We start from the raw sequence: 16,696 nt of genomic DNA, 5'->3' as shown, positions 1-16,696 counted from the left end.
TTTAAGCAATTTTACTGAAGTAGAAAGAAGCTTACGCAAGAACCTATTAATTATGATAAAGCTGAATATTAAGGTGATTGTTAACTTTCAAAAAATGGTAATAGAGAGAAGAATTTTGGTAGTTATAGAACAAGAAAAGCGTGAGAACTGTTGTTATCACGCTTTTCTCATGTTATTTATGTTTTTTAGGCACTTCTATGTACAACCTCTTAATTATAATACTTGTGTTTTGAAAATAGTTGTTTCTGCACCCTGACCTGTTGAAAGATCAATATCCAAGCCCTCATCCTTGAAAAAACCTTCATTAATTGCAGCATACATTGGAGCGTAGAATACAGAACGTACTACCTCATTTAATTTAACTTTTTTTAGTGAGGTTTCTTTTTTAGAATTACATCCTGTTAGAAGTGAAAAACTTAAGAGTAATGTACAGAGAATAGAAAATAGACTAAAAACCTTTTTCTTCATAAATACATGTACCTCCATAAATTAGTTTATGCTATAGTATTATATGAAATTCATGGGGGACTGGTGATTGAGGTTTATTAAGCTTTACATTTAAATATTAAACAATCTGAAACTCATTTTCTCACAAGAATTTTTACTTTTAGGTTCTTAAATTCTAAAATTTTTTATTTCACTAAATATAATGAAAATGCTATAAAAATTCAGATGTTCGCTGCTCTTATTTCATATATACTTATGCTGCAATATCACTGTTACTAATTTAACAATTTTTAATGGTGATTTTTATGAAATTATCATTAAATTATGCTATAATTATCTTTATCTTTATATTAAAATGTTATTTATACCACTTATAGTCATCAAACTATTTGTATAGATAGACAAAATATTTATTGAGGGAGAAATGCATTATGAGATTGATTTTAAATGAAGATATTTTTGCAGAAATAGAAGAAAAATTGAATAGAGAATTTATTGGACAAGAAGATTATTTTAAGGAATTAAGTAATTATTTTAAAGATAAAGTAATGAATAAAGAAAAAGGTGTATTGCTTGTTGTTGGAGAGATGAATACATTTAAAAAAGTTGGTATGAGACATATGTTTAAAGAATTAAGAGCAAAGCAACTTTTAGAGAATGGAATTCTTGAAGAGATTGATTTAGGTTCATACAATTTTAACTACGGTTATAATGCATTCTTAACGGATTTATATGAAAAGCTTAGTAATAGTTCAGAAGGTATAGTGTTTACAAATGTTAATATGGCAAGTGATAAAATGCTTGATATCTTATCTAAGATATATCCAAATAGTAGTATTGAATTAGAAACTAACTATGTTATGAATAATAGATTCCTTTTGGAAACAACTAAAAATGTAGAAGATAAAATTAATACAATAAGATGTAGTGATAAATTTGTTATGTTCTTATATGATAAAAAGAATGATAAGGATTATTTAGAGTTTGTGGAAAACCATATTAAAAATAGAGACAAGGTTTTATATACTAAAAACTTAACTAAAGTTGAAAAAACACTTCTTATGAAAAAAGTATTATTCAAAGTATTAAAAGAATTAGAAGAGAATTATAGTCTTGATATCACATTTAGAAATAAAGAAAGTAAAAATTTAGAAGAGGATTATGGTATTTTATCTTATATTTATAAATTTAATGAAGATAAGAATTTTACTTTAATGGATTATACTACATATAAAATAGGTAATCCGATAAAGAAAATTATTGAAGAAGAAAAGATTAAGAAAAATAGTAGAATTTTATTATATATTGAACATGATAAAATATTTGCAAAAATAAATAATGAAGTATATGAATTAAACGATTATGTAACACCATCCTTAGAAGAAGTAAAGCATAGATTGGACTCAATAGTAGGGATAAAAGAATTTAAAGAACACATTAATAATATTGAAAACAACTTTAAAGTACAAAAAATAAGAGAAAGACTTAGTATGAAGACAGTTAATACACCTTCAAATATGGTATTTATAGGTAATGCAGGTACTGGAAAAACAAATGCTGCTAGAATTACATTTGATTTTTTAAATGCTTTAGGAGTGTTATCAAGGAATGTTTTTGTAGAAGTTAGTAAAGCTGATTTTGTATCTGGAGATACTAGTGATGTTGAAAAAACAACAAATGATATTGTTAACTCAGCTATTGGAGGGGTTTTGTTTATTGACGAAGCTTATGCCTTGTGTGAAAGTGAAAATGATAATGTAGGAAGAAAAATTATAGATACTCTTCTATATGGAATTGAAAATAATAGAGATAATCTAGTTGTTATTTTAGCAGGTTATGAGAAAGATATGGAAAGAGTTCTTAACTACAATCAAGGATTAAAATCTAGGTTCCATAATACTATACATTTTACAGATTACACACCAGAAGAAATGTACGAAATAGCTGTTAATATAGCAAAAGATAAAGGGTATTATATTGCTAATAATGTGAAGAATCATTTAATAGATTTATTTACAAGAAACCAGACTATTGAGAGTAAAGGCTTAGGAAATGCAAGATTTGTAAGGAATGTTATAGAAAATGCTATAATGGATGCATCTAAAAAGTACCTTTTAGATTTGGAAAGACCAATTGATATATTAGATAGAAGCAATTTTAATTTTAATGTTAGAGTTAGGTTTGATTTAGAGGAAAAATTAAAAGATATTGTTGGATTAGATGAAGTAAAAAAATTACTGAGAAATCAATATAAATTGCTAATTGCGCAAGAAAAGAGAAAATCAGTAGGTGTTAATACAAAGATTGAACAAAATTTAAATATGGTTTTTGCAGGTAATCCTGGAACAGGAAAAACAAGTATTGCAAGACTTGTAGCGGAAATGTTAAATAGTATGGGATTTTTAAAAGGTGGACAACTTGTTGAAACAGATAGATCAAGTTTTGTAGCAGAAAATTCAGAAGAGACATCTAAAAAAACAGAGGCAAAATTTAAAGAAGCTATTGGTGGAATTTTATTTATTGATGAGGCATATACGTTAGCAAATGATTCATTAGGCAGAGAGGTTATTGAAACATTACTTAAACTAATTGAAGATTATTCAAAAGAAGTTATTGTTATATTAGCTGGATATAGTAAAGAAATGGAAGATTTTTTTGATGTAAACATTGGTCTTAGATCAAGATTTCCATTATGGACTACTTTTGAGGATTATAGACCAAGTGAATTGTTGGAAATTGGTCTTAGGCTTTTAAAGTCAAAAGGATTTGAAATATCTAAAAATGCTCATGTAGAGCTTGAAAAGAGTTTTGTTGATATCTATGAAAATTCAGATGCCCAATCTGGTAATGCTAGAATGGTTAGAAACCATATTGAAAATCTTATAAGAATTCAAAGTGTCAGAGTTGCTGAAGAACAAATTAGTGCTTACGAAATGAACCGTATAATTGCTGAAGATGTTGAAAAACTTATATTTTCTGAAAATGATAAGAGTTTTAATCTTGAAAACAAACTGATGAGGATTTCTGATAATGACAAAGCTAAGGAATTTTTAAGAAATCAATATAAGTTATTTAGAATTAATGAAAGAAGAAAAAAATTAGGTATAAACTCAGATATAAACAAGTATATGAATATTATTTTTACTGGAGGAATGGGAACTGGTAAAAATATTGTATTAAATATATTGACTGAAATGTTATATAGTCTAGGTATAGTAAATGCAAAAGCTCCTCTTCAAATCAGTAAATATGAAATTGACACTGCCATTAAAAATGGGAAAAAGTTAGAAGATGTTATTAATAAAGGAATAGGAAAGGTATTATTTATAGATAGAACTGATTTATTTATTGAAGGAGAGGATTCTAATAACATTATTGTTAAACTAATTAAATTTATTGATAAAAATAGCAATAGGATGATAATAGTTTTGAATGGAGAAGAAAAAACTATAAGAGATTTGATGAAACAAAATCCAGCCTTAAGCTATAGATTCCCAACTTTATTAGATTTTGATGACTATACTGAAACTGATTTAATTAATTTGGCTCTAAAAATTCTTAAAGATAAAGGTTATTCAATGGAGAGTGAATGTGAAGACAATATAGGTAAAATAATAACTGAGTTCTATGAGAATAAATATATTATTATAAAGAATGGACTTATGATAAAACAATTCCTTGATAATGTTATTAGAGTTCAAAGTGTAAGGGTCTATGACTCTAAAACAGGAAATAATGGTATAAATACCATTACCACTGATGATTTGATTCAAGCTAAGAAAATGTTCCTTCATAAAAATACTTAAAGAGAATATTTAAAGTTTTGAGAATGTGCACAGATTTGTGTAAATTGAATTTTTAAGATACCAGATTTATTTGAAATTAGCATGGGTAATTTTCCTATGCTAATTTTTTAGATTTTAAGCATCTAATCTCTCATCGAACATAATAGTTAATTGAGCAGGAGCTTCATTGATAACAAGGAATTTAAAGAAGAAAGAATAAACGTTCAAGGAAAAGATATAAGTGAAAAACTCAAAAGTAATGTACAGAGAATAGAAAATATAATATATTATGATATAATAAACCATAATATAAATTCTATAACAATTTTTAATAAGAATAATGATAGAGGAGGTTATTTTATGAAAAATAAGATTAGTTTGATACTTACGTTATTTTTTGTTTTAATAATATGTTCACCAATCTATGCAGAACAATTAAATGCAACTGTTGATGGTATGAACAGTAATACAGTATTAATTACAAATATAAACAATAGTATAGTTTCTACAGAAGAAATACTTTATAAGAATACAGAAATTGAAAAAATGAAAAAAAATGTTATAAATCTAAAGAATAATGTTATCCAATTAGAAAAACAGTTGAAGCAATTATATATCCAAAATCCTAAATGGACCATTCAAGGTAAAATAATATCAAATAAAGGGAATACTCTAACTATTTTGGGAAAAGCACTATCTACAGATGCAGTTCCAAATCATCCAGGGTATCTGATTGAAGATAATAATATAATAGTAACAAATCCTGACCCAAACAAAATAGCTTATAACTATTATGCTGGCGGGGAACATTCATATATTATGACAAAGTATGGTCAAAATATGTTTGGTCAGAAAGTACCTGTGAAAATTTATGGTTCGTATCCTGAGAATATTCAATTAGAGATTAAAAGAATTGAAAATGCTATTAGCAATGCAAAAGCAGATTATGAAGCTAGTATTTCAAAGTTAGTTTTATATACTAAGAATTTATATAAACAAGATATTAATATAAAATCCAATAATAAACAACTATATATAAAATCTGGTAAGCAGAGTTATTTAGTTGGAAAGTTCTTAATGGACAATACTGACTACGGATATGAGTTAATAGGTTACGCTACACAACAGTATGAAAAGGCAAGCTCACTAGACCTAAAAGATAAATATATACTTTTAAATTTGAGTGATATGTATTTTCAAATTAATAATGTAGAAAAGACATGTGAAGCATATAAAAAGATTGCTATATTAGATAGTCAATTTTTATTAAATAACATTAACGATAGACAAAAAAAGTATTTAGCAGGGTTAGCATTCTTTGATCAAAACTTATATAATAATTCAATCAATGTTTTAGAGTCGTATATAAATGCTGATTCAAGTATACCAAATAGATTTTTAGACTATAAAAGCCAAGAGTATAAAGCTATTGTTCTTTTGATTAAATCCTATATGAGTTTAGCTAGTGAATATAGTAATTTAAGTGACTATGATAAAGCAATAGAAAGTTATAATGGAGCATTAATGGTTTTTGAACAGACTGGCATTAGCACTAAATATGGTATGAATCCTGAAGAAAAAGAAACTCCTCGGGATTTAAAGTATCAATGTTATAAAAGCCTTACTACTGTATATCAAAACAGTGGAAATTTAAATAAAGCTAATGAGTACTTAAAGATGACAGAAAGTTTTTCAGGTGGATCTTCGTCTGATTATGGAAGTAGTAGCTTGAAAGAAGACTATATTAATATTGGAATCAAATATATAAACCAAGAAAACTTTAAAGAAGCTTATGAATATTTCTATAAAGCAGCTTATAACGATTATAAAGATTACTCTTATTACAATGAGAAAGATAAACCTATAGAAATTAAACTAAATACAGATAATGTAGATGCTTATTATTTAATGGGTATAACTATGATTTCTATGGGTAATCCTGAACAATTCAATTTATCCTTCCCATATTTAGAAAAAGCTATTGAACTTGGTGGAGATGATGCAAAGTACTATAATACTATTGGATATTATTATAGTCATAGGTGGTGTGAAACTCAAGATGAAAATAAAGCTGTTGAATACTATAATAAAGCAATTAAGATAGATCCTTACTATAAAAGAGCTTATGGTAACTTATATAATATATATTGCTCAGGCGAATTGTATGATGATGATAAGGCAACTAAATATAAAGAAAAGGCATTAAATAAGGATGGATATATTGTTGATGGTATAGAAGAAAAGGAAGATTTTGAATAAAACTCTAATAATATCTTAATGCATGTGGAGTGTGTAGTAATAATAAGGTTGTTGATATTTCATATGAAAAACATCCTGTTAGAAGTGAAAAACTCAAGATCTATAAAAGGTAGCTAAATTTGGCTACCTTTTATAAAAAAATGTTTTAAAAGATAATAAATAATCTTGGGTAGAATTAGAATGAATCAGTATATATTTGCCTAACAACATCTTCAGTTCCATCAACTGGTGCTAAACTTACCAATAAAGAAAGTCCAGGAGTTTCAAAAACTAATTTTGTTAATTTTTCTATATCGCTTTCTACATATCCCATATCAGAAAGTTTTTCTGTTAGTCCAACAGTGTGTAACCATTTTCTAACACCTTCAGAAGCTTTATCTACTTCAGAAGGATCTCCAGTCAAGCCTTCAACCATAGGGCTTAAAATAGCAGCTAATGTATTTGGTTTTGCAACATATATTTGTTTGATAATTGATGGAAGAAGCATTCCTAAACCTAGACCATGAGTTAGCTCGGGTTTAACACCACTTAAAGGATGTTCAAGAGCATGTGTAAAGTGTAATAATCCATTATCAAAAGAAGTTCCTGCAATCATTGAAGCATATAATAAGTAATATCTAGCTTCTAAGTCATTAGGATTTTCAAGGGCTTTTGGTAGATATTTAACTACAAGTCGTATAGTTTCTTTTGCTAATAACACATCAAATGGATTTGAAACTGTAGTTGTAGCTGCCTCTATAACGTGATTTATAGCATCAACAGAAACATATAAAGTTTGGTTTTTAGGAAGTGATACCATTAACGCAGGGTCATCTATTGCGTATAATGGATAAATGCAATCATATGCTATTGCAGGTTTATATTCCTTATCTTCTATGGTAGTTACAGCAAATCTATCTACTTCTGTACCAGTTCCATGTGTTAAATTGATAGCTATAATAGGAACTGCTTTTTCAGGAGTAAAATTAAATTCATATAATTCAGTAGCATTTTTATCTGGATATTCTAATAATATAGCAGCTCCTTTTGCAGCATCAATAGGACTACCACCACCAATGCCTATGACAGCTTTAGCACCAAATTTTTTACCAAGTTCTGCAGCTTCGTCAACTTGAACTACATTTGGGTTTGGAGTAACTTTATCATAAAGAATATATTCTATTTCATTAGCGTTTAATGATTTTTCAACATGATCCCATGCTCCGGTACTTTTATATGAGTTTTTTCCAGTCATTATAAGAATTTTATCAATCCCCATATTTTTAAGTTGAGTTGAAATATCAGAAATTTTGGTAATAGCACCTATTCCGAAGTAGACTGTAGTTTTTACACGTATTTCTTTGATATCATTAATATTAATCTCTTTTTCCCACATTAATATAATGCCCCCTTAGATAAAATCTCATTTCAATGAATTATTTGTAAATTGAACCATCTATATCATTATACAACAAAAGTCGACAAAATAAAACAAAAAAAATGAAAAAAATCTATTAAATAGATATCGAAGGGTTTTTATAAAGTTTAATTAAAATTTATGAAAAAATAATAACAATATTTTATTGTATCTCATAATATTGTGTAATTTATAATAAAAGGAGATCATTCTAATATTTCCATTTTTCATATAAGTCAGGGTGGTGTTTTTTTAGCATTTTAAAAAATTTTTTTGATACCTTTAATTTTCTAAGACCTGAAATCATGTGTTTTGGATAGGTTTCTTTATGCTGATAATTATTTCTTAAACCGATTACTTTAATTTCTCCATTTTTATTTATAAATATATGAGATATGCCTGTATCTAATCTTGAAAATTCAAGAGTCTCAAAGGTTTGTATAAGATCCACTAATGAAAGGGCAACGGATTCATCTAGACCATGTTTTTTTATATAATCAATTAAACATAGCCCATCTACATAGTCTCTTACAACATAACCTTTTCTATATTCATACACTTTAGGAAAATACTTATTGTGCTGACAATATCTTAATATAAGATATTCCCGTCTACAATCATCAGAATTTCTACATAGCTTAATTACTTTATTGTCAGGTGTTAAATAAATTTTTTCTTTTTTGCTGTGATGTATTATTCTATAATTGCTTAAATTTAAAGATATAAGATTTTTATATTTCATATTAATACCTCATTTTTTACTGAATATTTAATAATACACAGGATCATATTGATGTATATTAAATATTTATAAAAAATAAATTGTTAATATTACAATATTCTTTTTAAATTAATGTGGTACAAAAATAAAATCTGCACTTGACAGTATAAAAAATAAAGTTATAATATAAAATAACAATGATGAATAAAGTAGAAGCAAAGAAAAAGAGGAGTAAAGATGTAGGAGTATCAAGAGAGGAAAGTTTATTAGCTGTGAAACTTTCTATACGAATTATCTTGAAGGTAGCTTTGGAGTTTCTTTACTGAAGTAATAGTAAGTAAAGACGGTGGTCACATCGTTAATTTTAATGAGTGTCTGTAATTTTGCAGAAATTAAGGTGGTAACGCGCGCTGTCGTCCTTTGGGACGAGAGCGCTTTTTTTATTTATATATAAACAAGTTTTTAAGTTCCAGGTGGCGATAGACATCGAATAAAAAAACAACATATACTTTTAATGTTCAATTGTAAATTCGTAATTATAATAAAAATGGGAGGAATTAAAATGTCAGAAGTAAATATTGCAAAAACTTATGATCCTAAAGAATTTGAAGGAAGAATTTATAAAGATTGGGAGGAAAAAGGTTATTTTACTCCAAAGGTAGATGAAAATAAAAAACCGTATACAATAATGATGCCGCCTCCAAATATAACTGGTCAGCTTCACTTAGGTCACGCACTAGATGGAACACTTCAAGATTTCCTTATAAGAGCAAAAAGAATGCAAGGATATAGTACATTATGGCTTCCAGGAGAAGACCATGCTAGTATAGCTACAGAAGTAAAAGTTGAAAAAGCTCTTCTAGAAAAAGGTCTAAAGAAAAAAGAAATGGGAAGAGAAGCGTTTTTAGAAAAAGTTTGGGAATGGTCTGATAAGTATAGAGAAAGAATTAAGACTCAATATAAGAGATTAGGAATTTCAGCAGACTATACTAGAGAAAGATTTACTATGGATGAAGGTCTGAGTAAAGCTGTTAAACAAGTATTTGTTGATTTATATAATGAAGGATTAATATATAAAGGAAATAGAATAGTAAACTGGTGTCCTAAATGTCAAACAGCAATATCTGATGCTGAAATTGAATATGAAGAACAAAATGGACATTTTTGGCATGTAAAATATCCTGTTGTTGGTAGCGACGAATATTTAGAGATTGCCACAACAAGACCTGAAACAATGCTTGGAGATACTGCGGTTGCAGTTAATCCTGAAGATAGCAGATATAAACATTTAATAGGTAAAAAATTGGTTTTACCTTTAGTAGGAAGAGAAATTCCTGTAATTGCTGACGACTATGTTGGGATAGATTTTGGAACAGGAGCAGTTAAAATAACTCCAGCACATGACCCAAATGACTATCAAGTTGGAAAGCGACATAATCTTGAACAAATTGTAATAATGGATAAAAACGGAGATATAGTAGAAGGATATGGAAGTTATTCAGGTATGGATAGATATGAAGCAAGACGTGCTATAGTAGAAGATTTGAAGGAACAAGGCTATTTAGTAAAGATAGAAGAACACACACATAATGTTGGAACTCATGATAGATGTAGTACAACAATAGAGCCTATAACTTCTGAACAGTGGTATGTAAAAATGAAACCACTTGCTGAACCTGCAATAAAGGTTGTTAGAGAAGGCGAAATAAAGTTTGTTCCTGAAAGATTTTCAAAAACATATTTTAACTGGATGGAAAACATACAAGATTGGTGTATATCAAGACAGCTTTGGTGGGGACATAGAATTCCGGTTTGGTATTGTCAAGAATGTGGTGAAATAATAGTATCTGTTGATGAACCAACTGTATGTACTAAATGTGGAAGTAAAAATTTAAAGCAGGATGAAGATGTACTTGATACATGGTTTAGTTCTGCATTATGGCCATTTTCTACATTAGGTTTCCCAGAAAAAACAGAGGATTTAAAATATTTCTATCCAACAGATACTTTAGTTACAGGATACGATATAATATTCTTCTGGGTAGCTAGAATGATATTCTCAGGACTTCATAGTATGGGAGAAATACCATTTAAGACAGTATTAATTCATGGAATAGTAAGAGATGGTGAAGGCAGAAAAATGTCTAAATCTCTTGGGAATGGAGTAGACCCACTTGAAGTTATAGAGAAATACGGTGCTGATGCACTAAGATTTATGCTTATAACTGGGAATGCACCTGGAAATGATATAAGATATTATGAAGAAAAGGTAGAATCGGCTAGAAACTTTGCAAATAAGATATGGAATGCATCAAGATTTGTTATGATGAATCTTGATAAAGATTTAATGGATAAATATAAAGACTGCACAGAGTATACAATTGCAGATAAATGGATATTATCAAGACTTAATACTATAATTAAAGAGGCAACTGAAAATATAGATAAATTTGAAATTGGAATAGCTGCACAGAAAGTTTATGATTTCATGTGGACAGAATTCTGTGATTGGTATATTGAACTTGTAAAACCTGTATTATATGGAGAAGATGAAAAGGCTAAAGGTATTGTATTAAATGTATTAAATCAAGTATTGACTGCTGGATTAAAATTATTACATCCAGTAATGCCATACATTACAGAAGAAATATATACAAATCTTCCATCATCAGAAGAAACTATAGTAACTTCTAAATGGCCTGAATATAAGGAAGAATTAAAGAATGAAAAAGCAGAAGAAAATATGAATTACATTATTGAAGCAATAAAAGCTTTAAGAAATGTAAGAGCTGAAATGAATGTACCACCTTCAAGAAAAGCTAAGGTTACGATTTATGCAGTAGAAGGTAGAGACGCTTTTGAACAAGGTAGAATTTATTTTGAAAAATTAGCTTCAGCATCAGAAGTAGCATTTATATCTTCTAAGGATGAAGCACCTGAAAATGCTGTATCAGCAGTTACAAAAGGATCAGAAATGTATATGCCACTTTTAGACTTAGTAGATGTAGAAAAAGAGCTTGAAAGATTAAACAAAGAAAAAGAAAAGTTTGAAAAAGAAATACAAAGAGTAGAGAAAAAATTAGCTAATGAAAGATTTGTAAGTAAAGCTCCAGAAGCAGTTGTAAATGAAGAAAGAGAAAAAGGTATAAAATATAAAGAAATGTATGAAGCTGTTTTAGAAAGAATACAAAGTTTAAAATAAACACAAAAACGTCAGCGTCGTAAGCTGACGTTTTTTATACAATACATGGTGTTAAATTACAATTAAGATAGGAGAGACTCAAATTGAATTATGAACAAGCTAGAGAATATATAGAAGATACATCAAAATTTAGTATTAAATTAGGGCTTTCTAGAACTGAAAAAATACTTGAGCTTTTAGGTAATCCTCATAAAAAAGTAAAGTGTATACATATTGCTGGAACTAATGGAAAGGGCTCTACTACAGCTATGATTTCTAGCATACTTGTAGAAAGTGGCTATAAGGTTGGAATGTATACTTCGCCTTATATTGAAGAGTTTGAGGAAAGAATACAAATAAATGGTATGAATATACCTAAAGAAGATTTAGCTAGAGTTGTTACTGAAGTAGCAAAGGTTATAGATAAAGTTATAGAACTTGGTTATGATAATCCAACTCAATTTGAAATAATAACTTGTGCGGGATTGCTGTATTTTTATGAACAAAAAGTTGATTTTGCAGTAGTTGAAGTAGGATTAGGCGGGAGATTAGATGCAACTAATGTAATAACACCAATATTAAGTATTATTTCATCTATAAGTTATGATCATATAAATATATTAGGAGATACTCTTGCCAAAATAGCTTATGAAAAGGCAGGAATAATAAAGAATGATATTCCCGTGATTTTATATCCCCAAAATCATGAAGTTACAGAAGTTATAGAGAGTATATGTGAAGAGAAAAATGCAAAACTTATAAAAGTTTCAGAAGAAGATGTACAATACTTAGGGTGCAATGAATTGGATAATATTAATGAAAGCAAGGTAGTTCAAAATATTGTTGTAAGTACACAAAAGGAAAAGTATAATATACAACTATCTCTTCTCGGAAAGCATCAACTACTAAATTGTGCTGTTGTAATATATACAGTAGAAGAACTTAGAAACTATGGAATTGAAATCAGCAAGCAGGATGTATTAAGGGCTTTGTCAAAAGTAAAATGGATGGCTAGATTTGAATTTATGAAGGAGAATCCACTTATAGTTATAGATGGAGCTCATAATGTAGATAGTATTTCAAGATTAAAAGAGAGTGTAGATACATATTTGAAATATAAAAATATGATATTGGTTTTAGGAATACTTGCAGATAAACAAGTTGAAAATATGGTTAAAATAATTGCTCCAATGGCAGATAAAGTTATATGTGTTACACCACATAGTGATAGAGCTGAACTTGCCTCTGAGTTAAAAATAGAAGTGGAAAAGTGGAATGAATGTTGTGAAGCTGTAGAAGAGTATGAAATGGCGTATAAAATAGGTTTGGAATATTGTGATAAGGATGATTTGTTACTAATTTGTGGTTCTTTTTATATGGTAGGGGATATGAGGAGAATAATAAAGAAATAATATTGCATAGCAATATTATTTCTTATAATGTATTTTAAATATTTTTTTCATTAAGACGTTTGGACATGAATTCTTGTAAAAATGTTTTTATGATTGCCATTATAGGTACTCCTAAAAACATTCCCAAAACTCCAAAAGTACCTCCACCTATAGTTATTGCAAGTATAATCCAAAATGGAGTTAATCCTACTTTATCTCCAAGAATTTTAGGCCCTAAATATAAACCATCAAATTGTTGAAGTGCTAATATAAATAAAAATACGGTTAAAGCTTTAATAGGACCATAGAATATGGTGATTAAAACAGCGGGTACCATTCCTATAAAAGGTCCAAAGTAAGGTATCATGTTTGTAATGCCAACAATTAAACTTATAAGCAATGCATAGGGTATCTTAAACAATGCCAACCCAACAGCACATAATAAACCTATTATTAAAGAATCAATAAATTTACCTATTATATATTGAGAAAAAATTATATTCATTTCACGTCCAATGTTAACAATTTTATCAACAGATTTTTTATTGATAAGAGCATATAAAAATTCTTTAATATTTTTTTTGAAAAGCTCTTTATCTTTTAATATGTATATGGAAATTATAAATCCAAAAAGCATTTTTGCAAATGAAGAAGTAAAAGTTATTGCTTTGGATAATATAATATTTAAACTCGAATTCAATATGGCAATTAGTTTATCTGTAGATGTTGTTAGAGTTTTATTTATCCAATCAATAAGTTCCTTATTGTTTGCTATGGTGAATTTTTTAGCATTTGAACTAATTAAAGCTTCGGTTTCTTTAAGATATTTTGGTGCGTTATTTGCTAAATCAACAATATTATCTGCTATAGTAGGACTTATTATAGTTACTGTTAGGATAATAAACCCTAAAACAACCATATATACTATTAGTATGCTTAATGCTCTTTTTAGGTTGAATCTTTTTTCAATATGAATTATTAATGGATTTAGCATGTAGGCTATAGCCAAAGCCCAAAAAAATGGGGATAAAATAGAAAGAAAAATAGAAACCCCTTCAGCTAAAAACTCAATATTATTTATGATTTTGAAAAGTAAAAAGGAAATAATGAGTATGGGTACTAAGTCTATATGTGGAATTTTTCTGTTTTTAATCAAGTATATTTCCTCGCTTTCTTTAATTATGATTAGATTGATTATATCACCAATTTATTTATTATTCTAGTATTTTTGCCTATAAGGTTAAGATTTAATAAAAAATTATAAAATTATAAATTTACAAATTTAACAATTTAATTTTTAATTTTGTAAAAAAATGAAAAGTAGTGATATATTATAGAAACTATAATATATCACTACTTATATTTTAGCAGCAGCAGCAGCATGGTAGTAAACATCCACAACAACATCCACAGCCGCAGCAACAAATTAGTAGGACTATTAAGATGACTAATAAAACATCATCACAGCAACAAGAGCAGTTAGGGGCACAACTCATAAATAAACCTCCCTTCTTTAGGAGATTAAAACAGGATTGTAGCTTATCCTGTCAATATAGTATATGAAAGAAGAGGTATAAATGTTTAAAAAAAATACTGTTTTATGAAAGGTTTTTTATATAATAGCAAAATAAAACTCCGCATTATTTTATTGCGAAGTTTTGCTTTGCTTATTTTAAATTAATTCTTTAAGTGCTGATGCGAGTTGGTCAGGGCAAGAAGTGTCTCTAGAACCACATTTTATATCACTAAGCTTTTTTATAACGTCTTCTATTTCCATTCCTTCAATTAAGTTGGAAATTCCTTTTAAATTTCCATTACAACCGCCAATAAAAGAAACGTTTTTTATTTTATTATCTTGTATGTCAAAATTTATTTCTCTAGAACAAGTTCCTTTAGTTTTGTATGTGTACATTATATTCATCCCTTCTTTAGTAAGTTTGTTTCATGATTTTAGATTATAAGTGATTTGTCCATGTTATTCAAGTACAAATAACTTAATTAATAATAAAATTTTGGTTTCAAACTATTAGTTTAATCTCAATTTTAACAGTTCTTACATATTATACTGTGAGGGGGTGAAAAAAGGTGAATTGGCTTTATGTGTGTAATACTTCTTCTGACAATATATCGGTAGTTAATATAAGGGAATTTAAAGAAGAATTTAAAATTTCATTAAAAGTATCTAATGCAGAAAAAATAGGCCCTCATGGTATTTGTATTTACAAAGATAAACTATTAGTCGCTAATAATTATAGTAATACTATTTCTGTTATAGATGTAAAAGAAAAGAAAGAGATAGAGAGGCATTTTATAGGAATGCATTGTAATGATGCGGTAGTATATAAGGATAAAGCTTATGTTATATGTGGAGAATTAAATTATGTTGTGGTTTTCAACTTAATTACAAATAAAATTGATGAACAAATTCCATGTGGTGAATTACCCCATAGTATAGAAATTAATAAACAAAAAAAGTTATTGTTAATTTCCAATTTTGAAAATGATAGTTTAACTTTAATAGATTTAGAAGATAAAAAAAATATTAAGAACATAAGAGTGGGAGCGTATCCAACAAAAGCTTTATTTTCTGTCGGAAGTAATCATATTTTGGTTTGTGAAAGCAATATAGGAGCTGATATAAGAGGTAGTATTGGAATTTTATCGTTAAAAAATTTTAGGATTGTAAATAAGATTTTAGTTGGTAAATACCCAGTAGATATGTATATAGATTCAAAATGTTGTTTTGTTTCAAATTTTGGTGAAGGAACTGTTAGCATAGTAGATATAAATAACTATAAAGAAATAAAAAAAATAAATTTAGGTGGAATGCCAAGAGGAATCATTAAAATAAATGATTATATTTATGTAGGTGATAATTATAATAATTTATTAATCAGAGCGAATATTCAAAGTGATAATAAAAAAGCCATATCCATAGGCGGAGAGCCTAATGGAATGACGATGATTTAATTATATAAGTACTTCGAATAACTTTTTATATAATTCTGAAGAATTATTCTTCCATTTAGCACATAAATCTTTTGCTTGCTTATTTGAAGCTACATTTAGCTTTAAATCAATAAGTATAGAATTATTTTCAATTGCTTTTAGATTAACAATATAATTATTTCCCTCAATGGTATAATCAGCTGAAATAGTAATTTGCTCCTTTATATTGTCCATATTATTTTCAAGATAGTTATCTATTGTCTTCTTTTTAGATTTAGATATTCTATTTTTAAATAATGATAAAACCTTCAACCCACTATTAGATATGATTATTCTATGTTTATCTTGTTGTTCTATATAATTTATAAAGTTTGCATTTTCAAGTTCTGATAAATATTGTTGAAGTGTAAAGTAATTTATGAAATTATTTTCTAATATAATTTCTGTTATTTGATTATTTGAAATTGGAAGTCTTATTTTGTCCAATAAATAGAGCAAAAGAAGCTTATCTTCAGCTAATTCTGAGGCGGTATTAAACATTCTATTCACTCCTTTTAACGTATAATA

11 protein-coding genes, 1 pseudogene and 1 other annotated feature are annotated in these 16,696 nt (G+C 27.7%); of the genes and pseudogenes, 5 read left to right on the top strand and 7 right to left on the bottom strand.

Going from position 1 to position 16,696, the window contains the following annotated elements; genetic code table 11:
• Nucleotides 1–234: 234 nt before the first annotated feature.
• Nucleotides 235–468, bottom strand: a pseudogene (locus tag OW763_RS00340) (ABC transporter substrate-binding protein); the annotation flags it as partial.
• A 419-nt stretch (nucleotides 469–887) separates the two neighbouring features.
• On the opposite strand from OW763_RS00340, the gene OW763_RS00335 reads away from it, so the two are divergent.
• Nucleotides 888–4,253, top strand: coding sequence for an AAA family ATPase (locus OW763_RS00335; protein ID WP_418921785.1), 3,366 nt, complete (start codon nucleotides 888–890; stop codon nucleotides 4,251–4,253).
• 339 nt (nucleotides 4,254–4,592) lie between these two features.
• Nucleotides 4,593–6,491 (top strand): tetratricopeptide repeat protein, encoded by a 1,899-nt coding sequence (locus tag OW763_RS00330; protein WP_268039066.1) that lies wholly within the window; start codon nucleotides 4,593–4,595, stop codon nucleotides 6,489–6,491.
• 175 nt (nucleotides 6,492–6,666) lie between these two features.
• On the opposite strand, the gene OW763_RS00325 is transcribed toward OW763_RS00330, so the two are convergent.
• Together OW763_RS00325 and OW763_RS00320 are read right to left on the bottom strand one after the other, a co-directional pair.
• Entirely contained in the window at nucleotides 6,667–7,866 is a 1,200-nt protein-coding gene (locus OW763_RS00325) for an iron-containing alcohol dehydrogenase (RefSeq protein WP_268039065.1), read from the bottom strand.
• A gap of 232 nt (nucleotides 7,867–8,098) precedes the next feature.
• Complete coding sequence (locus OW763_RS00320) at nucleotides 8,099–8,629, bottom strand: serine/threonine protein kinase (RefSeq protein WP_268039064.1); 531 nt, start codon at nucleotides 8,627–8,629, stop codon at nucleotides 8,099–8,101.
• Nucleotides 8,630–8,817: 188 nt separating this feature from the next.
• Nucleotides 8,818–9,032, top strand: a binding site (T-box leader).
• Between the two features lie 138 nt (nucleotides 9,033–9,170).
• Here OW763_RS00320 and OW763_RS00315 point away from each other — a divergent pair.
• Both OW763_RS00315 and OW763_RS00310 read left to right on the top strand, forming a co-directional pair.
• Nucleotides 9,171–11,810 carry a valine--tRNA ligase gene (locus OW763_RS00315; RefSeq protein ID WP_268039062.1) on the top strand — a complete coding sequence of 880 codons (2,640 nt, stop codon included), beginning with the start codon at nucleotides 9,171–9,173 and terminating at the stop codon, nucleotides 11,808–11,810.
• Nucleotides 11,811–11,893: 83 nt separating this feature from the next.
• On the top strand, nucleotides 11,894–13,201 hold the full coding sequence (locus OW763_RS00310; RefSeq protein WP_268039060.1) for a bifunctional folylpolyglutamate synthase/dihydrofolate synthase: 1,308 nt from the start codon (nucleotides 11,894–11,896) through the stop codon (nucleotides 13,199–13,201).
• A 34-nt stretch (nucleotides 13,202–13,235) separates the two neighbouring features.
• Here OW763_RS00310 and OW763_RS00305 read toward each other — a convergent pair whose 3' ends face one another.
• The 3 genes from OW763_RS00305 to OW763_RS00295 all read right to left on the bottom strand — a co-directional run bounded on the left by OW763_RS00305 (nucleotide 13,236) and on the right by OW763_RS00295 (nucleotide 15,092).
• Entirely contained in the window at nucleotides 13,236–14,336 is a 1,101-nt protein-coding gene (locus OW763_RS00305; protein ID WP_268039059.1) for an AI-2E family transporter, read from the bottom strand.
• 208 nt (nucleotides 14,337–14,544) lie between these two features.
• A complete protein-coding gene (locus OW763_RS00300; RefSeq protein WP_268039057.1) occupies nucleotides 14,545–14,676 on the bottom strand; it encodes a hypothetical protein in 132 nt (43 codons plus the stop codon).
• Nucleotides 14,677–14,852: 176 nt separating this feature from the next.
• Nucleotides 14,853–15,092 carry a TIGR03905 family TSCPD domain-containing protein gene (locus OW763_RS00295; RefSeq protein WP_268039055.1) on the bottom strand — a complete coding sequence of 80 codons (240 nt, stop codon included), beginning with the start codon at nucleotides 15,090–15,092 and terminating at the stop codon, nucleotides 14,853–14,855.
• A 173-nt stretch (nucleotides 15,093–15,265) separates the two neighbouring features.
• On the opposite strand from OW763_RS00295, the gene OW763_RS00290 reads away from it, so the two are divergent.
• The gene (locus tag OW763_RS00290) at nucleotides 15,266–16,150 is read left to right on the top strand and encodes a YncE family protein (protein ID WP_268039054.1); all 885 of its coding nucleotides are present in this window, start codon (nucleotides 15,266–15,268) and stop codon (nucleotides 16,148–16,150) included.
• Here the strand turns inward: OW763_RS00290 and OW763_RS00285 are convergent, their stop codons facing one another.
• Nucleotides 16,151–16,669: a DUF4364 family protein gene (locus OW763_RS00285; protein ID WP_268039053.1), complete on the bottom strand. Its 519-nt coding sequence runs from the start codon at nucleotides 16,667–16,669 to the stop codon at nucleotides 16,151–16,153.
• Between the last annotated feature and the right edge of the window lie 27 nt (nucleotides 16,670–16,696).

Origin of the sequence: Clostridium aestuarii, from assembly GCF_026735135.1 — a bacterium.
GTDB classification, from domain to species: domain Bacteria; phylum Bacillota; class Clostridia; order Clostridiales; family Clostridiaceae; genus Clostridium_H; species Clostridium_H aestuarii.
This window is presented reverse-complemented; position numbering and strand designations above follow the sequence as displayed.